Below are 19602 nucleotides of genomic sequence, written 5' to 3'. Positions count from 1 at the left end.
TTATAATTTAATCGTTCCATATACATCAAACCCTTTCCAGTCAAAGGCCAGTGTTTTTGCAATATCTTCTTCCAATTTTAAAATCCGTGGTGCAGAAAATCCTTCACAAGCAGCAAAGAAAGCAGCTTCGTGCATGGCAAAATAAAGATCATGAGCTGTGCATGGTTCTTCCCCATATTGTCCCACAAAAAGATCTACTACTTCATTTCGAATTTTCTGATTGATTTTGAGTTCCTTCATAATCAGATGCAGACAGTTTACAGGGTTTTGGATATCTATATCCATCAAACCAACAATTCCTTTAACTGCTTCCTGATAACGGGAAAAAATTTTGTCCAGATTATTCCGGAAATCCTGTAAGGTCGCCCCTCTATCATGTGACAGTTTGATAGGACTGCCCAGGTTAATGACACGGTTACTGGTTTGTGAGAGCATCATGGGATACAGATTCACACCACTTACTGCTACATCAGAAGTAGTCAGGCGCAGTGCAGGAGCAAGGCTCTTATCCTCAATTCCATGATCCTCCAAAGCCTGGTGATAAGTATCCAAAAGTTCCTGATTTCCTCCTAAAGTCCACATAGCGGACACAATGGAATGGTCAAAACTTCCAGATCCCTCCAGATAAGTACTTCCCTTAAAATGTGCTTTCAGATAATCACTTGTCATATTGAAGATTGTCTGCATATCCAGTACACAGTAATCATGATCATCACCGCCATGTACTGCAGATACTTTTCCATCTGCCACCTTGATTAAGGCATCTCCTTTCGCTACCTGAAGACAGTAGTTTACTACCTTTGCATAAGTAGCTTTCTCCAGTTTCTTTAATCCTGTTCCATTAATGCCGGCTCTTTTCAGAATTGTATGAATAGCACAGTCACGAACCGGATAAAAATCCTTGTTCACTTTTAATACCAACTGGGTATTCTTTTCTGTATCCTCTACTATTCCTTCCAGTTCTTTTTCACAGGCTTCTTCAATGGTTTCTGCCTCCTTTTCCAATGGAACCAGTTTTAGCATCCTGGTAGGCTTTCGAATCCACTTGGACTGCTTTGCCCTCTCAGCCAGAAATTCCAGCATCTCCGTTGTGCTTGCAAATGTAGTGCAAAACTCATCTGCATAAATCTTTGTTTCTTTCATGTGTGTACCACCTTTCTTAAATTTATTTATCCATAAACAGCCAAAGCTGATTGTGGCAATCCTGCCTTTCATTTGGGCATAAAAAAAGAATGAAAAGAGAAGTATTCCTCCGCTATCCATTCTCATATCCCTGATAATATTACCGAAAAAACAAAAGTGCCGCTATTGCCCCATAAGGACAGATAGTGACACTTTATACAATCATAAACAACTTATGCGGAATAAGCAGCCTTACTGCTCTCCTTGAGTCTTCGGATTTATACAAATCCAAAACTCCCCCTATGGGTACGCATAAAATTAACTATAGCAGTATAGTAGCACATGATATAGTATATGTCAATCTTCATGCACAATATATTGTATGTTCTTAAATACTATGCTTTGCATATATGACTTCAATTAAAATATTGAAATATCACGTATCCCACCTCTCTTTTTTCAAGTTTATAGAAAAATTTTTAATAAAAAGTACATAATCTGTTCAATCTGAAAAAATCTCAGTTAATTACTTAATGAAATTGCTAAGACAAAACTAAGTCTTACGCCTTTGTACCTTGATAACTTCATACCTTATCTGGAAATGTATATAGGTGTTGTAGATAGTGTCGCATAATTGCACACCTGCTGCTTGATGTTTACATAGTAACGCCTTCTACGTGCCTGAAACAAGGCATAGGAAACGGTTTCCTGATAAGATACTTTTATTTTTCAGCAAGAAGTCATTCTGCCTACACAATTACTCAAAATTTGTTATAATAATGAACAGGTATTATGATTACCCTGTTCATAGAAGGGAGGTATATGATTACTGTTACAAAAAAAGATCTGATTGCACTGGGGTATGGTCCATCTTTCTCTTCAGACATTATAAGACAGGCCAAAATTCTTATGATTGAACGTGGACATACTTATTACCAGTCAAGAAAATTAGACAGGGTACCCAAAGAAGCCGTTGAAGAAATTCTGGGGATTAAATTGCCAGACGAACAAAACCAATAGTACTTCTTGTGTGTTTATGCAAAGGAGGAATTTTTATGGCAAAGGATCCAATTAAAAGGGCAAACAATGGAACTTACTATTTCAGAGCAAATCTGGGCTATGATTCTGTAACTGGAAAGCAGATTCAGAAATATCGAAGTGGTTTCTCTACAAAAAAAGAGGCCCGTGCAGAATATTCCAAACTCATCATCGCTGCTGAAGATGAACTGGCAATGGAAAAGAAGCAACCCTCATTTAAACAATTTATTGAAGAAATTTATCTTCCATGGTATAAAACACAAGTCAAAGAGAGTACCTATAGAAACCGTTTAAATACCATCGAAAAACACTTTAAATTTTTTTATCGGAAAAAGGTAAACGAAATAGAACCGATTCATGTACAAACCTGGCAGCTAAAACTGGCAAAAGACTACAGTCCTAATTATGTACGAATTATACAAGGTATGCTTTCTCTGGCATTTGACCGTGCAATCATCCTCGGCCTTGCCAAGAAAAATCCCGCACGTATGGTCGGCAATATTAAATATAAGAAAGTAAAAGTGGATTTTTGGACATTGGAAGAATTCCAGAAAGTAATTTCTCTTTTATACAAAGGAGATTACTACGAACATTATTTGTTTATCTGTTTCTGGCTCCTGTTCACAACAGGATTACGAATTGGAGAGGCTGCTGCATTACAGTGGGATGACATCGATTTTGAAAGCGGATTACTCAGCGTGACAAAAACGTTATATTACAAATCTATGAATGAATACAAATTTGTAGATCCCAAAACATCTGCCAGCATCAGGACCGTTGTGCTTGATGAAGATACCATAAGGGAACTGAAAGATTGGAGGGAAGTGCAGAAGAAAGTTCTGAAAGACTGTAATTTTGTACTGAGCTATAGTGGGATTCCCACCAGCAAGCATACCCTGCCAAGAGCCCTGGAAAAGCTGGCAGGGCTTGCCGGTGTTCACCGCATTAAAATCCATGCATTAAGACATTCACATGTAGCACTTTTAATCAGCATGGGGGTGAATCCATTGATCGTCAAAGACCGTCTGGGACACGAAAAAATCCAGACAACTTTAGGGACCTATGGACATCTATATCCTAACAGCAACTTTGAGGTTGCCAAACTGTTAGGCGGAGTTATTAACTTCACTCCTGCTACCGAAAGCATCGCTGATTATACACATAACCAGTTTACTGCGTCGTATCACAGGAAAATATAAAAATGCAATAATAATGCAATCCAGAGTCATCGATGCCGACAAAGCCCGTAAATAAAGGCTTTTTAGCCTACCGCGTACTACTCAAACTCTATCGTCGCAGGCGGTTTTCCCGTACAATCGTACATAACACGATTTACGTGTTTCACCTCATTCACAATCCTGCTTGTTGTCTTTCCGATAACCTCCCACGGAATTTCTGCGCTCTCCGCAGTCATAAAGTCCGTAGTTGTTACCGCTCTTAATGCCACTGCGTAGTCATAAGTTCTCTCATCACCCATAACACCCACAGAACGCATATTGGTAAGGCCTGCAAAAGACTGTCCGATTTCCTTATCCAATCCGGCTTTTTTGATTTCCTCACGCCAAATCGCATCTGCTTCCTGAACCATTTTTACTTTCTCAGCAGTAACTTCGCCGATGATACGAATACCAAGTCCCGGTCCTGGGAATGGCTGTCTGAACACAAGATATTCCGGAATACCCAGCTCCAGACCTGCTTTACGCACTTCGTCCTTAAACAAATCACGCAGTGGCTCAATAATTTCCTTAAAGTCAACGTAATCTGGCAAACCACCTACATTATGATGTGATTTAATAACTGTAGACTCACCGCCAACGCCACTTTCTACCACATCAGGATAAATCGTTCCCTGCACTAAGAAATCAACAGCTCCGATTTTCTTTGCTTCCTCTTCAAATACACGAATAAATTCTTCACCGATAATTTTACGTTTCTCTTCCGGTTCTTCCACGCCTTTTAATTTTGCATAAAAACGTTCCTGTGCATTTACACGAATAAAGTTCAAATCGTATTGGCCATTTGGCCCAAATACAGCTTCTACCTCATCGCCTTCATCTTTACGAAGAAGACCATGGTCTACAAATACGCAAGTCAGCTGATTTCCTACTGCTTTTGAAAGCATAACTGCTGCCACAGAAGAATCCACACCACCGGAAAGAGCGCAAAGAACTTTACCATTTCCTACCTTCTTACGAATTGCCTGAATAGACTCCTCTACAAAAGAATCCATCTTCCAGTCACCAGAACACTGACATACATTATAAACAAAGTTAGAAAGCATCTGCTTTCCTTCCTGTGTATGAAGTACTTCCGGATGGAACTGTGTTGCATATAAATTCTTTCCTTTGTTTTCAACAGCTGCAACCGGGCAGTCTGCTGTATGAGCGCTGATTTCAAATCCCGGAGCAATCTGGGAAATATAGTCGTTATGACTCATCCAGCAAATGGTCTTCTCTGACACATTTTCGAAAAGTTTAGAATTCTGATTAACGGTTACTTCAATTTTACCATATTCTCTCACTGGCGCTTTCTCAACTTTTCCTCCCAGAAGGTGCATCATAAGCTGAGAACCATAGCAAATTCCTAAAACCGGAATACCCAGCTCGAATATTTCCTTTGTATAAGTAGGAGAATCCTGCAGATAAACGCTGTTTGGTCCACCTGTAAAAATAATACCCTTAGGCTGCATTGCTTTAATTTTCTCAATATCTGTTTTATAAGAATAAATTTCACAGTAAACATTACATTCTCGCACGCGTCTTGCGATTAACTGATTGTACTGTCCACCGAAATCAAGAACGATGACTACTTCGTTTTTCACGCTTTTTCCTCCTAACACTCTAGCTCTGAAATATTTTATCAAGAATGGTTTCTATTATAAAATAGACTTTGATGATTTACAAGAAAAATTTCTCTAATATTTTTTCCCAGGAAATAAAATAATCTTATCATTTGCTGTCTGCGCAGATGTCTCAGACTTTTCTGCATTTCCTCGCATGACAACTGTATTCGTTTCTTTCCATACATTTTCTATTTTAAAGAATAATTTTCCTCTTAATCTATTATCTTCCATAACCTTATCATATTCCAAAAAAGCATTCTCTAACATATCCAAAATTTCTTCCATTGTTCCACCAATTCGAATAATAAACTGAATAGTTCGGCACAAAAGCTCTGCATCTTCCTTTTCTTCTTTTCCTTCCTTTATAAAGAAAGCTTTTAACTGCTCCATATTCTTTCCAAATGGCAGATAGCCTTTCTTCCCTAAACATTCAATTTCTTCCTGGGATGGAATATAAAAATCCTCTCCCTGCTGTTCTCTGAGAAGTCTGTTGTATTCATTTTTTTCTTTATATAATGATAATACGATTTGGTTACCCTGCAGCACAAAACATTTTTTGTTTTTCGGAACATCTTTTAGAAAAGCCAACACAGAAAATTCGTCTTTTTCTATTCCTGTATCTCTCTTATATAATTCTACTACATTTTCTACAGGACAATTTCCATAAAGCTCTGCTGCCACGTTAAAATACATCAAAAACCTTTCCTCTTCCCGAAGTTCTTTCTTCCACTCCTCTGTACAGTTTTCTCTATAAGCAGCTTTTACTTCCTCCGGCAAGCAAAATACACTATCTTCCCAGTCTGCATAGACTCCTGCATAACCTCCTTCTAATAAGTACACATATCTCGTATCCTGGAGAAAAACCTTACGTGTTCTCTCATCTCCTTCTAAAAACTGGATTTCATCTTCATTTAAAAATCTGAAATACCTGCACATAACCTCTTTACTCAACAGCTCTTTTATTAAAAATTCCACTAAATCCGATTTCTTATATTTTGAATAACCGGATAAGTGATGTATTTTTGCAATTTCCACCAACTCTGGTTTTGAGTATTCTGTTAAAATTTCTTTTAAAGTTGCATCAAAATTCATCCCTTTTAACTCACTTAACACTTCATTGATGCTCTCTAAATCATACTTCTGAATAATCTGCTCTTCTACCCATTCTTTTGTCTGTTTGTATTGAGGATGTTTTGGGTTACTTAAAATATCCTGCATTTCATAATAACCATATATACCTCCACAATCCTCATAAGGTGTTTCACCCTTATATTTTAAGACTTGAGCATAAGAATATTCATAATCATATAAGACCTTTTCCACAGTAACCTTATGTTCCCAGAAATCTCCAAAATCGTATATATAAGTAAAGGTATTTTCCTTCTCTAAAAAAGTATCTATCACAGTTTCTTGTTCATCCAGACTTTTATTATCCATAGCATCAAAAAAATTCAGTTCGTCTGACTTCATTTCAACCGAAATACCTGAATGAAAAAACTCAAAACTGTGTAAATGATACCCAATCCATCCCATAGTCACATTCAATATTTCTGATAAATACTGAAAAGTAATACCGGAAGGCACTATAACTCTTCGCCAAATAGGCGGATGTGAATTTTTAATCTGTACTTTTAACTGATATGCTTTCATTTATTTCCCCCTTTTATAATGGATTTACATGTACCATGCAGTGTTTCACCAGAGGAAATTCCTCCTCTACTTTATCATGAACAACCTGTGCTATTTCGTGTCCTTCTCTCAAGGTAATATCTCCGTCTGCCGCAATCTCAATATCTACATACATCTTTGCCCCAAACAATCTGGTGCGCAGTACATCCACTTTTAAAACTCCCTGCTGTTCTTCAATTAACCGGCGCATTTTTTCTTCTGTTTCTTCATCACAAGATTTATCCACCATTTTATCAATGGCATCTTTAAAAATATCGTAAGCTGCTTTCACAATAAACACACAGATAATCACACTGGCAATCGGGTCTAACACCGGAAATCCCAGACGTGCGCCGCCGATACCAATAAGAGCGCCAACGGAAGACAAGGCATCCGAGCGGTGATGCCACGCATCTGCCATCAAAGCGCCGGAATTTATTTTCTTGGCAGCGCTTCTGGTATACCAAAACATTCCTTCCTTCACCACAATAGAAGCAACCGCTGCAATCAGGGCAATCATTCCGGGGATTTCATCTTTTCCTGCCGTACCCTCAATAATCTTGTTAATACCTCCGATACCAATGCCAATACCTGTAGCAAACAGCACAACCGCCAATAAAATTGCCGCCACACATTCCAGTCTGTCATGCCCGTACTGATGGTCGTCATCGGATTGTCTGCTGGCAATGTTAATTCCTAAAATTACAATAATGGTGCTAAATACATCAGAAGCAGAATGAACCGCATCAGAAATCATTGCTCCCGAATGTCCTACAATACCTGCTATCAATTTAAAAATAGAAAGGATAACATTCCACACAATGGTAACTGCCGATACCCGCATTGCTGTCTTTTTTTCCTGTTCCATATTCTCATTCCTTCCAAAATTTTTATTCTTTCCATCTTAGCACTTTTTTCATTCTCTGTCATGTACTTCTCATGATATTTTTTCTAAAAAATCCAAAAACCTCCTCTGGCTAGCTTTCGCCAAAGAAGGTTTTCTGTTATCTCTTATTCTTTTATTTCTTCTGACTTCCTGCAAAAAATTCCTTTACCACATTCTTGACAATGGCCTTTTCTTCCTTATCCAGTAAATGCGCATAGCGACTGTCTGTGGCAGCCGTTTCTAAAATCCCCTGCTCAAGCTCTTTTAAAACCTCATCTTTTTTCGGATTTTCAACCGGTTTTGCCGCTTTCTTTTGAGGAACGGCCTTTACAGGCTCTTTGCAGCGATTTTCCACATAGTCTAACAGGTTTGTCTCAATTTCTTCCTCGTGATATCCTGTTCCCGTCAATATTTTTAACCCCAAAAGTACAATTCCCAGTCCAATGGTAGTAAAGACTGTAAGGCTCATGGCAGGAAGCTCTGCCTTTAGCGGGAAAAGTCTTACAACTTTATCTCTGCCCTCTCCCAATAAAAAAAACTGTGCTCCGGCAAATAAAAATGAGAGGCACAAAGTAATCCAGGAAATGCCTTTTATCTGGTGCATACTCCATGGTCCTATCTTTCGTCCTCTCATGCGTTTCATTACATAAACTGCAGGGTTATGTATCTGTATATTATCTTTTAACAGCTTTTGATGTTCTGAAATAAAATTTGCTGTCCATTTCTCTTTTGCTTGTGTCGGGTTTTTCGACTCTTTCAAAACTCTTTTGTTACTTGTGTAAATTGCCAGCATACTTACAATGCTGAAAAGCCCCATAAGGCATGTCCCATAATAAAAAATCAGGTACTCCATAGCTCCTCCTCATTTTCGGCGCATGAACATTTCTGTCCTGCGTCTCTTTTTCTCTATGAGCTCTATTATATAGCACCTAATCATTTTTGGAAACAAAATTCGCTCGACAAATCCCCGCCTGAAATGACAGTTTATGCAAATAGCTTCTTTACAAGCATTCCATCATACGGCTGACAAGGTTTACCGTGTGGCGGATTGCCTGTCTTTCAAAGGTAGGGTAATCTACATGTGCGCTGTCATCTGCTTTGTCGGAAATAGCACGAATTACCAGATACGGAATTTTGTTTAAATATGCAGCCTGTCCAATAGCAGCCCCTTCCATTTCCGTACAGTACGCCTGTGTATTTTCAATAATTCTTTCTTTTGTTTCTTTGTCTGCTACAAACTGGTCACCGCTGGCAACACGCCCTTCAAATACCTGAATATCAGGATTAACTTCTTCGCACACTTCCTTTGCCAGCTTTCTTAAATTCTCATCTGCCTCAAATGCCAGTGTTTCCATACGAGGTATCTGTCCCAGAGGATATCCGAATTCTCTGGCATCTACATCGTGCTGCATGGTATCTGTGGACAACACAATATCACCGATATTGATTTCTGCCTTTAAAGAACCTGCTATTCCTGTGTTAATTACAGCTTCAACCTGAAATTCATCTGCCAAAATCTGTGTACAAATGCCGGCATTTACCTTACCAATACCGGAACGAACCACAACAGCAGTCTGTCCTTTCAAGTTTCCTTTTACAAACTTCATTCCTGCTTTTTCCACAATTACTGTATCTGTCATTTTTTCTTTTAACAGCTCTACTTCTTCTTCCATAGCGCCGATAATTCCAATCATATTCATAATCCATTCACCTTTCCTGTAAAATATTGTTCTCTGCCTTTCACTTTAACATAATCTTTCCTTCGTTGCCAGTTGTTTCTTTGTCTTTACGTTTTTTTTCAGTCATGCTATAATTCACACTGAAGAAACAAACAAAGGAGGATTTTAAGATGGCTGTATATAAAACAAAAGGCGTATGTTCACGCTCTATTGAATTTGAAATTGAAGGTGATGTTGTAAAATCCGTAAAATTCAACGGTGGCTGCAACGGAAACACACAGGGAATTGCAAGCCTTGTTCAGGGAATGAAAGTGGATGATGTTATCCAGAGATTAAAAGGAACAGACTGCAACGGCAGAGGAACCTCCTGCCCTGACCAGTTGGCAAAAGCTTTAGAAGAAGCCAGAGCTTAATCATTTTCCTTAATAAAATTAAACATAAAAAATGGAGCGGTCACTTTAAGCAATGCTCCATTTTTTTTAATTTCCCCACGATACTTCTTCTGCCGTAATCTTTCCCGTATATTTATTCACAAGATAACGCAATCCGAAATCTGTGATGTCACCCTCCGCTGTTTCATATATCTTATAAAAATTAAACATATAAGACTCCCCGTCGTCCGAAATTCTATCGTAAACCACCTCTATGGTATACGGAACATTTTCCTGTCCTTCATAAGTACCCATACCGGTTTCCAAAACAGCATAGAAATTTCCTTTTGCATTATATTGAGAGCTGCTGGAGGAATAGGAGAGAGAAAGAACCTCATCATAGAGATATTGATACGCATCCTCGACGGTTTCATAAACTCCCCTTTGCTCCTGCGTCTTGCTTTCCTCCGTTTCCTCCGCTTTTTCTTCCCGTTCCTCGACAGGCTGATATGCCGAAGTTTCCCACATTGACATAGTCCTGACAAAATAATTTCCGAAAAATCCTACGGATACTACGGTAAATATTCCCAGTAAAATACAGCCTCCTGTAATGCTCCTGCCAGGATATCGCATTTTATATCGTTTCAGATTTCCTACGCCAATGCACCAAATATAAACAGCGCCTATCAATAATAACAGCATTTTACCCTTTTCAAAAAAGTCATAATAAAAATATCCGTATTCCTTTAAAATAATTCTGGCTGCTGTGTAAGATAATACACATATTACATACAAGATAAGAAAAATTTTAGACCATTTTCGTTTTTTCAATCTCTTCACCTCAAGGTTCCATAACCTTTATCTTTCCGTATTCTCCGTCAAAACCGGAAATACACTGTACCTCACCTTTTCGAATATGAGAAATCCCCTCTGCAATCGTTTCTCCCATCTGCCTCTTAATATCCTCCAAAGGAATTTCTCTTAAAATCTCAAATTCTGTACCCAGCTTTAACAGAGCCTGCTGATATTTCTCAAAAACTTTTTTAGAAGCAGTGGAATATCCCATGTCTTCTGCAATAATTTCCATTAACGGAACCAGCTTTTCAAAAGGCTTTGCTCCTTCTTTTATATATCCTTCTTCCTTGTCAGCCAGCTCTTCTATTCTGTGCAGTACGCCTACGGTCAGCTTTTTCCCGCATACAGGGCATATTCCTCCCTGCTCCTTTGTCTGTTTTGGCGTAAGACAAACCTGACACTTTCTGTGTCCGTCAAGGTGGTATTTTCCCTCCTCAGGATAAAATTCTATGGTTCCCGAAAGCCCTTCTCCCGTCTGAATGGCTTTTTCCAAACCATTATAAGACATTTCTATTTCCATTAAATTAGCTTCTCTTCCCAGTTTTGACGGAGAATGTGCATCAGAATTGGAAATAAGCTGCATCTTTTCAATGGCAGGAACTCTCCAATTCATGGCAGGGTCAGAGGACAAGCCTGTCTCCACGGCATGAATATAATGTGTTAATTCCTCAAAACATTCTTCAGGAGATGAAAATGCAGAAAATGCTCCCATCATAGAAAAATGCGGTGTCCAGATATGTGCCGGTACATAAATTCCTTTTTCCGTGGTCTCAAGGAGCATTTCCAGCAAGTCCTTACAGGGCAACCCTAAAATCGGACGTCCGTCAGAATGAAGATTTCCGATTTTTTCTAATTTTTCCGATAATTTCTGTGCTTTCTCTAAACTGGGAAGTATCAGCAGGCTGTGAACTCGCCTTGTCTTTCCGCCTTTTTTATAAATAGAGCTGATTTCCCCTGTAACTGCAAATCTAGGTGTTATGGTATCCGGCACAAATCCGTCTGAAATCCGATATTCTTTTTTCAGCCGATAAAGACCGTCCTCGGCAGACTCCAGCTTTTCTCTTATTTCCTCCTGCCATACAGGATGGGTGAAATCTCCTGTGCCTAAAATCTGTATTCCCTTTTTTCGTGCCCACATTTCCAGATGCTCCAAATCGCAGTCTTTACTGGTTGCTCTGGAAAATTTAGAATGTATATGCAAATCTGATATAAACATAATTTTCTCCTCAATACTTGCTTTTCCCTTACAGTGACCTTATACTTAATAGTATGATTATCTAATTATAGTATCAAAACGGAGGCATTACAACTATGGACAATCGTTCTTCAGCAACTCTTATGACCAGCGGTCCTATCTGGAAGAAAATCATCGCATTTGCTGTCCCACTGTTTTTCGGTAATTTATTTCAACAGCTTTACAATACTGCTGACTCCTTAATCGTAGGAAATTATCTGGGAAGCAGCGCTCTGGCAGCCGTAAGCTCGTCCGGAAATCTGATTTTCCTTATGGTTGGATTTTTCAATGGTATTGCCATTGGTGCAGGTGTTGTCGTTGCAAAATATTTCGGTGCAAAGAAATTTGATTTAGTGCAAAGAGCTATTCATACCATCGTAGCTCTCGGTATTGTGTCAGGAATTTTACTGACTGTTGTGGGTGTGGCCGCAGCGCCTCAGATTTTGGTGATGATGGGAACTCCTGCTGAAGTTCTGCCAAACTCAGTCACCTATTTCCGCATTTATTTCTGCGGTTCTCTGGCTTTTGTTATGTATAACTTCCTTGTGGGAATTCTTCAGTCTGTAGGTGACAGCAAGCACCCTTTAATTTATTTAATTATATCTTCTATTATTAACATTGTGCTGGATTTAATTCTCGTAGCAGGATTAGGCATGGGTGTAGGCGCTGCTGCTTTTGCTACTGTAGTTTCTCAGTTTATCAGTGCGCTCTTATGCTTGCTTCAACTTTTAAAAAGCCCGGAAGAATACAAAATACATCCGTCCCGTATTCGTATGGACTGGCTGATGCTCCGCCAGATTATTTCCAATGGTCTGCCGGCAGGACTGCAAAACTCCATTATTTCACTGGCAAATGTAGTTGTTCAGTCCAATATTAACAAGTTCGGACAAATGGCAATGGCAGGCTGCGGTTCCTATTCCAAAGTAGAGGGCTTTGCGTTTCTCCCTATCACCTGCTTTGCCATGGCGCTAACTACCTTTATCAGCCAAAATCTAGGTGCAAAGGAATATCAAAGAGCAAAAAAAGGGGCTGTATTCGGTGTTATCTGTTCTCTTTCCATAGCTGAATTGATTGGAGTTGTTATTTACTTCTTTGCACCCCAATTTCTGGCAGCTTTTAACGACACCCCTCAGGTTATTGCCTATGGAACAGACCAGGCACGTATTGACGCCCTGTTTTATTTTCTTCTTGCCTTCTCACACTGTATGGCAGGAATTTTGCGTGGTGCGGGAAAATCCACAGTTCCTATGTTCGTCATGCTGATATGCTGGTGTATTATCCGCGTAAGCTATATCACTGCAGCGGTACACTTTATCCCTGATATTCACGTTATCTTCTGGGCTTATCCACTGACATGGACGTTAAGTTCTATTACTTTCCTTATCTACTTCTTAAAGTCCGATTGGATACATGGATTGGAGAAACAGAGGATAAATTAAAAAGGAGTTGCACTTCAAGTATATATTCAGAATGTCGATATATTTTACGCTCAGTCTGCGCTCACTTTGAGCTTATAATCTCAAAACGTGCTCGACAAATTCGCTAAAAATTTACCGACATTCCGGATAATTACTTAGAGTGACAACTCCTTCTTTTTATTCCTGTGTACCTTCCGTGTTTTCAGTTCCTTCTTCCGGTGTTTCTTCTGTCTCAGGCTGTTTTAATGTATAAACATCATTATCAGACAAAGTCACCTTTTTCCATTCTTTTTCGTTTACAGTAATTTCAGCTTTTTCTTTCCATTCATCTAAAAGCTTCTGATATGCTTCCTGTTTTCTTTCGTTTACAATTTGTTCTTTTTCAGCGTCTGTTGCTTCTCTGTCCAAAACCTGATCCATTCTGACTACATAATAAGCATTTTCGCCTTCTACAACACTTTCATAAACCTGTCCGTCCTGCAATGTTTTTGCCGCTTCCAGAAGTTTTTCATCTAATAAAGTATCTTCTGCACCAAAAGTCGTGTCTAAAGCGCTTAAATTCTCATCCACTTCTTTTGCAAGAGTATCTACATCTGCCATAGCAGGGTCATCAGAAGCTAAAAGCTTATCTAAGACACTCTGTGCCTGTGCTTTTTTCTCGTTTTTCTCCTCATCAGTAAGAGGTGTTGTTGTTCCGTCTTCATTTGTCTTGTCTGCTGTGCTTACCTTGCAATAAGTAATGGCGCTCTGAGCAGCTTCTGTATCTTCCACATTTGTATCTACATCAGCTGTCATCGGGTCATACATCTTATTCTGATAAGTAAACAATGTCAAAAGCTGTTCAATATCGGACTGCTGTACAGAAAGCTTTTCAATCGTTTCTTTTGTATTCGCTTCCATGAATTTTTTTACAGCTTCTTCAATACTTTTCTTTTCTTCATCAGAAACAGAAACCTTGTAATCTGCCGCATGTTCTTTTAACAGCATCATTGCTTTTAACTGTTCCAGTACACTGTCCTTTGTCTGCTCGCCGTAAGTTTTTCCATCCTCTGTCTTCTGCTCCCACATGCCGGTTGTGCCGCCGCCCATCATGGACATATAAGACATCATCTGTACCTGGTTCATACGAAGCACCAAATTTCCTGTTCCTACTGTTACTGTATCTTCTTTTCCTGTTAAAAGTGGTTTTGTTCCATCTATTTTTTTGCTTCCGCAGCCTGCCAGCGCAGATAATCCCAACACACCTGCTGTTGTAAGGCATAACAGCTTTTTCATTGTTCTGTTCATAAGTTCCTCCTGTAAATCCCTTTTGTAGGTATAAATATCTTGTTTTATTATAGACGCTTTTCCTTATCCGAGCAAGAATTATTTCAGTATCAGTTCTTGAAAATCCATTAAAATATCATGAAGAATATTCAGCACATCTAAAATCTCTTTTGGTCTTCTTCCCTTTAAAGAAACCATAAAATACGGCACTTCATCTAACTTCATCTTTAAATTATTCTTATATTTATCCAAAATCTGCGGAAATCCTGCCCCGTCAATTTTTGCTCTTTCAAACATGGTAATCTTCACATCAGTGCCATTTTGTTTGATTTCCTTGATATATGCCTTATGAGCCAGCGCTTTTAAGTTAGCAATAGCCAGAAGGTTCTGAACAGCTTTTGGAGGTTCGCCAAATCGGTCCATAAGCTCTTCCAGCATATCTTCATATTCTTCCTCTGACTCGATACCTGCAATTCTCTTATAAATATCCAATTTCTGATATTCATTTGGAATATATTTCGGCGGAATAAAGGCATTTACTTCCAAATCAATGGCTGTTTCAAAGTCTTCCTGCTGCTTCAGTCCTTTTTCCTCCCGCACAGCCTCATCCAGCATCTTACAGTACAAATCATAACCCACTGCCTGCATGTGTCCGTGCTGTTCTGCTCCTAACAGGTTTCCTGCACCACGGATTTCCAAATCTCGCATGGCAATTTTAAATCCGCTTCCCAAATCCGTAAATTCACGGATAGCATGAAGTCGTTTTTCAGCTACTTCCTTTAACATTTTATTTTTCTTATACATCAAAAAGGCATAAGCGGTCCTGTTGGAACGTCCAACCCTTCCTCTTAGCTGATAGAGCTGGGAAAGTCCCATCTGGTCTGCATCATGGATAATCATGGTATTCGCATTGGAAATATCAAGACCTGTTTCTATAATGGTAGTAGAAACCAGCACATCAATCTCTCCGTTAATAAAACTATACATGATTTTTTCCAGCTGATGCTCCTGCATCTGCCCGTGAGCGAAGGCTACGTTGGCTTCCGGCACTAATTTTGCCACACGATTTGTAACTTCATCAATATCATTGACACGATTATAAACGTAATAAACCTGTCCGCCCCTTGCCAGCTCCCTGCTGATTGCCTCACGCACCATCTCCTCGTTATATTCCATAACGTAAGTCTGTATGGGCATTCTGTCCATAGGTGCTTCTTCCAGCACACTCATATCACGAATACCAATAAGACTCATGTGCAGTGTTCTTGGAATAGGTGTGGCAGTTAGAGTAAGAACATCAATATTTTCCTTCAGCTTCTTAATTTTTTCCTTATGAGTAACACCAAAGCGCTGTTCTTCATCAATAATCAAAAGCCCCAAATCCTTGAACTTCACATCATCGGAGAGAACCCGGTGTGTTCCAATCAGAATATCTACCAGCCCTTTCTGGGTATCTGCAATGGTTTTTTTCTGCTGTGCCGGTGTACGGAAACGGCATAACAAATCCACTCTTACAGGAAAATCCTTCATTCGCTGTACAAAAGTATTATAATGCTGCTGTGCCAAAATTGTAGTTGGTACAAGATAAACCACCTGTTTTCCTTCCTGTGCCGCCTTAAATGCAATACGAATAGCAATCTCTGTCTTTCCGTAACCTACGTCACCGCAAATCAGACGGTCCATGATTTTCTTGCTTTCCATGTCTTGTTTGGCAGCCTGAATTGCCATAAGCTGGTCATCGGTCTCCTCAAAAGGAAACATTTCTTCAAATTCTCTTTGCCATACCGTGTCCGGTTCATACTGGAAGCCCTGTGTTGCCTGTCTTGCGGCATACAGGCGAACTAAATCCTTGGCAATGTTTTTTACTGCCCCACGAACCTTTGTCTTAGTCTTATTCCATTCCTGTCCCCCAAGTTTATTCAGTTTTGGTGCTCTGGCATCCGCTCCTGCATATTTCTGAAGCATATCCAACTGATTAGGCAAAATATAAAGAGTGCTTCCACCTGCATACTCAATTTTAATATAATCTTTGGCAACTTTATCTACGGTAATTTTCTCAATTCCCTTATAAACTCCCAGTCCATGATTTTCATGAACCACATAATCTCCGATACTAAGCTCATTAAAGCTCTGTATTCGCTTGCCGCTGTATTCGGATTTCTTTCGTTTTTTCTTCTTTTCTTGTCCGAAAATATCCGACTCCGTAATCACCACGAATTTAATCAGAGGATATTCAAATCCCTTCTTGGCATGACCGAAAGCTGTCATAATCTCTCCCGGTTCAATGACTCTGTCCATATCCTCTGTATAAAAGCTGTTCAATTCCTCATTTCGCAAATCCTCGGCAAGACGTGCTGAACGGGTACGGGAGCCCGACAGCAGCAACACACCATACCCTTCCTTTTTAAAGCGTTTTAAATCCTTTACCAAAAGTTCAAAGCTGTTGTTATAAGGGCTGACAGATTTAGCCGTAATATAATACTGCTCCGTAATATCCCAGTCTCCTTTGTGCTGCTCAATGGTACAAAGAGAAACGCAATTCTTCCTGTTTATTTTCTGCTGTATCTGTCTGGTACTGATTAATAAATCCGTCTGCCCTGCCAACAAATACCCCTTTTCCAGCCTGTGCTCCATACTTTCCCGAAATTCTGTTTCCACAGCCTGTGCCTGCTCCAGCAAACGATTGGTTTCGTCCAACAGTATCAACGTATTTTCCGTATCAAAATAGTCGGTAAAAGTAACTACATCTTTATAAAAATACCGCAGAAAATGCTCTGCTGCCGAAAAATCATGAAATTCTGTCAGATTTTCCAATGTTTCTGTTACCACCTGCTTTAATCTGCCTGCTTCCTCTGTTAAAAAAGCATCTCGAAACTTCTGTACTGCTGCATCTCTGTCTTTCTGGATTTTTTTTATTCCCTTTTTTAAAACCTCATCACTTAACAACATCTCTGCTGCCGGATAAATGGTAATTTCATCCAAATTTTCAATGGAACGCTGACTTTCTGCATCAAAACTTCGGATAGAGTCAATCTCATCACCCCAAAGCTCAATACGCACAGGATTGTCCTCTGTCAGTGGGAAAATATCAATAATTCCCCCTCGAAAAGAAAACTGTCCCGGTGCTTCCGCCTGTGCATTTTTCTCATATCCCATTCCTAAAAGCTGTTTTTTCAGTTTATCCATATCAAGGGGGCTGTCACTTTGAAAATGCAGTACATGCTTCTCTATGGTTTCAAGGGGAAGGAGGTAATCCATACAGCCTCCCATGCTGGTAATAACCGTAACGCCCTTCTTCTCCAAAAGCGCAGCCAAAACCTTCATTCTTTCTTTTGTCAAAAGATTTCCGTGTACATCTGCCTCAAAGAAAATCAAATCCTTGGCAGGATAAAACATAACCTCACGATTATAAAGACGATAATCCTCATAAAGCTCTTTTGCCTTTAAATCATTTTCCGCAATAATCAGACAGTTAGCCTTTTCCTGTCCTGTCTTTTTTTTCATCGCTTCAAAAAGCCCATACATAATATGGGCTTTCTGAGTTTCCACACAGCCTGAGAGCTGCAAAATACCTTCGTTTTTTGGAAGCTTTTGTGTAATTTCTTCAAATTCTTTCAGATTTTCTAAAGGCTGCATGAATACCTGCATGATTTTACTCCTCTTTTTTCTTCTTTCCTGAACCGTTATAATGGTTCATTGCTGCATCAATTCCTTTTTCAATAATCATTTCCACCGCATCTGCCGCATCCTGAATAGCTGCATCTACCACTTCTCTCTCCTTGGAAGAAAAACGTCCCAAAACGTAGTCAGCCAAATCCCATCCCTTTGGTTTTGCTCCTACACCTACCTTAATGCGGTAAAAATTCTGTGTGCCGAGCTGAGCAATAATATTTTTAATTCCATTATGCCCTCCTGCACTTCCCTTTTTTCGAATACGAATTTGTCCCGGCTCTAAATCAATGTCATCATAAATGACAATCATCTCTGTTTCCGGATCCATTTTATAGTAATCGATAAATTCTCTTACAGACTCTCCGCTTAAATTCATATAAGTCAAAGGCTTTTCCACAATTACTTTTTCTCCGCCAATTATTCCTTTTCCGTATAAAGCTTTATGAGCAATTCCTGCCTGTGGAATTTCATGACGGTCTATCAGTTCATCCACAACATCAAAACCCATGTTGTGTCTTGTTTTTTCATATTGTTTACCCGGATTTCCAAGTCCCGCTATTAATAACATATCCCTCTCCTTAGTTAAAATATACCAGTTCCTGCTTTAAAGGCTCTGTGGGTTCTAAAGAAATAGCTGTAAGCACCGGTCCTTCTTTGTGATAAGAAGAAACGTACTCATAATCCACCTCTGCCACAACTTTTACCCACTTACCTGTACGCAAATTTTTCGCCTCCGGACTTTTACAGATATATCCGATAAAGCTGGTGTCATCTGCACAGCAGGTCATTGCCATTCTTCCCGGAACAAAAACATTTTTGGGAAATTCTCTGGATTTTAATATCATACCCGTAAAAGCAACCTTCTTGCCTTTATAAGTCTCCGGATGATCCATAGCATCAATAAACCAGATGCCGTAATCCTCGTCCATGATTTCAATTACATCTGCATTGACATCAAATGGCATTTCCTCCGCAAAAATATCTTCGATTTCGCCTTCTTCATCCTCAAAGATAATCTCTGCTCCCTGATTTACTACTTTTACGCTTCTTCTGAAGGATGCCAGAGGCATATCCATAGAACAACGATTAAACAATACCATATCTGCATTTCTCACCATTTCCACAAACAGGGATTTCATATTGTTCATATACACCTGAAAGGTGCTGGCATCTACGGTAACAATGTGCTGCACAATGCCCCAGTCCTTTGGAAGCTGCATTTCCTCGAATTTACTTACCTGCCACATTCCGTTGTATTCTATAATCACTCGTTCCGGACTATAAAAAGCATCATAAGCTACCAGTCTTTCCGGTGTTAATTCATCTAAGCTGTTTAATACCTCCACGGAAGTTCTGCTTTTCTTCAGCATCTTTTCATCAAATTCTACTTCGCCTTCTTCGCAGAGAATTAACAGGGTGTTGCCCTCTATCTGAAAATAATCCTGAGCAATGGTAAAATCTAAAAATGTAGATTTTCCGCTTTCTAAAAATCCTGCCATAAAATAAATCGGCACTCTGATTTCGTCCATTTCTGTTTTCTCCCTTTATTTA

The 19602-nt window shown here is 39.4% G+C and carries 16 protein-coding genes; 4 read left to right on the top strand and 12 right to left on the bottom strand.

The window, feature by feature from the left end:
* The gene (locus CGC63_RS00980) at positions 1-1143 is read right to left on the bottom strand and encodes a hypothetical protein (protein ID WP_005342227.1); all 1143 of its coding nucleotides are present in this window, start codon (positions 1141-1143) and stop codon (positions 1-3) included.
* Positions 1144-1944: 801 nt separating this feature from the next.
* Between CGC63_RS00980 and CGC63_RS00975 the strand changes: the two genes are divergently transcribed.
* Complete coding sequence (locus CGC63_RS00975) at positions 1945-2142, top strand: DUF3173 domain-containing protein (protein WP_005342226.1); 198 nt, start codon at positions 1945-1947, stop codon at positions 2140-2142.
* Positions 2143-2177: 35 nt separating this feature from the next.
* On the top strand, positions 2178-3359 hold the full coding sequence (locus CGC63_RS00970) for a site-specific integrase (protein ID WP_004223860.1): 1182 nt from the start codon (positions 2178-2180) through the stop codon (positions 3357-3359).
* 77 nt (positions 3360-3436) lie between these two features.
* Here the strand turns inward: CGC63_RS00970 and guaA are convergent, their stop codons facing one another.
* The 5 genes from guaA to CGC63_RS00945 all read right to left on the bottom strand — a co-directional run bounded on the left by guaA (position 3437) and on the right by CGC63_RS00945 (position 9250).
* The gene (guaA, locus tag CGC63_RS00965) at positions 3437-4981 is read right to left on the bottom strand and encodes a glutamine-hydrolyzing GMP synthase (protein ID WP_040351286.1); all 1545 of its coding nucleotides are present in this window, start codon (positions 4979-4981) and stop codon (positions 3437-3439) included.
* 93 nt (positions 4982-5074) lie between these two features.
* On the bottom strand, positions 5075-6652 hold the full coding sequence (locus tag CGC63_RS00960; protein WP_004223863.1) for an IS1096 element passenger TnpR family protein: 1578 nt from the start codon (positions 6650-6652) through the stop codon (positions 5075-5077).
* A 13-nt stretch (positions 6653-6665) separates the two neighbouring features.
* Positions 6666-7538: a cation diffusion facilitator family transporter gene (locus CGC63_RS00955; protein ID WP_004223866.1), complete on the bottom strand. Its 873-nt coding sequence runs from the start codon at positions 7536-7538 to the stop codon at positions 6666-6668.
* A 151-nt stretch (positions 7539-7689) separates the two neighbouring features.
* Positions 7690-8409 (bottom strand): hypothetical protein, encoded by a 720-nt coding sequence (locus CGC63_RS00950; protein ID WP_009247533.1) that lies wholly within the window; start codon positions 8407-8409, stop codon positions 7690-7692.
* Positions 8410-8557: 148 nt separating this feature from the next.
* Positions 8558-9250, bottom strand: a complete 693-nt coding sequence (locus CGC63_RS00945) for a 5'-methylthioadenosine/adenosylhomocysteine nucleosidase (protein ID WP_039925366.1) — start codon at positions 9248-9250, stop codon at positions 8558-8560.
* A 155-nt stretch (positions 9251-9405) separates the two neighbouring features.
* On the opposite strand from CGC63_RS00945, the gene CGC63_RS00940 reads away from it, so the two are divergent.
* Positions 9406-9648, top strand: coding sequence for a TIGR03905 family TSCPD domain-containing protein (locus CGC63_RS00940; protein WP_004223878.1), 243 nt, complete (start codon positions 9406-9408; stop codon positions 9646-9648).
* Between the two features lie 66 nt (positions 9649-9714).
* Here CGC63_RS00940 and CGC63_RS00935 read toward each other — a convergent pair whose 3' ends face one another.
* Positions 9715-10446, bottom strand: coding sequence for a hypothetical protein (locus tag CGC63_RS00935; protein ID WP_004223881.1), 732 nt, complete (start codon positions 10444-10446; stop codon positions 9715-9717).
* A 1-nt stretch (position 10447) separates the two neighbouring features.
* The gene (locus CGC63_RS00930) at positions 10448-11677 is read right to left on the bottom strand and encodes an endonuclease Q family protein (protein WP_004223884.1); all 1230 of its coding nucleotides are present in this window, start codon (positions 11675-11677) and stop codon (positions 10448-10450) included.
* A gap of 95 nt (positions 11678-11772) precedes the next feature.
* On the opposite strand from CGC63_RS00930, the gene CGC63_RS00925 reads away from it, so the two are divergent.
* Positions 11773-13134: an MATE family efflux transporter gene (locus CGC63_RS00925; protein ID WP_004223888.1), complete on the top strand. Its 1362-nt coding sequence runs from the start codon at positions 11773-11775 to the stop codon at positions 13132-13134.
* A 156-nt stretch (positions 13135-13290) separates the two neighbouring features.
* On the opposite strand, the gene CGC63_RS00920 is transcribed toward CGC63_RS00925, so the two are convergent.
* From CGC63_RS00920 to CGC63_RS00905, 4 genes are all read right to left on the bottom strand, one after another.
* A complete protein-coding gene (locus CGC63_RS00920) occupies positions 13291-14400 on the bottom strand; it encodes a peptidylprolyl isomerase (RefSeq protein ID WP_009247536.1) in 1110 nt (369 codons plus the stop codon).
* Positions 14401-14478: 78 nt separating this feature from the next.
* Positions 14479-18027, bottom strand: coding sequence for a transcription-repair coupling factor (gene mfd / locus CGC63_RS00915; protein WP_004223890.1), 3549 nt, complete (start codon positions 18025-18027; stop codon positions 14479-14481).
* 4 nt (positions 18028-18031) lie between these two features.
* Positions 18032-18619 (bottom strand): aminoacyl-tRNA hydrolase, encoded by a 588-nt coding sequence (gene pth, locus CGC63_RS00910; RefSeq protein ID WP_004223891.1) that lies wholly within the window; start codon positions 18617-18619, stop codon positions 18032-18034.
* A gap of 10 nt (positions 18620-18629) precedes the next feature.
* Positions 18630-19580, bottom strand: a complete 951-nt coding sequence (locus CGC63_RS00905) for a TIGR03943 family putative permease subunit (protein WP_004223893.1) — start codon at positions 19578-19580, stop codon at positions 18630-18632.
* Positions 19581-19602: the final 22 nt, after the last annotated feature.

The sequence above is a fragment of the Blautia hansenii DSM 20583 genome, assembly GCF_002222595.2.
Classification (GTDB): domain Bacteria; phylum Bacillota; class Clostridia; order Lachnospirales; family Lachnospiraceae; genus Blautia; species Blautia hansenii.
This window is presented reverse-complemented; position numbering and strand designations above follow the sequence as displayed.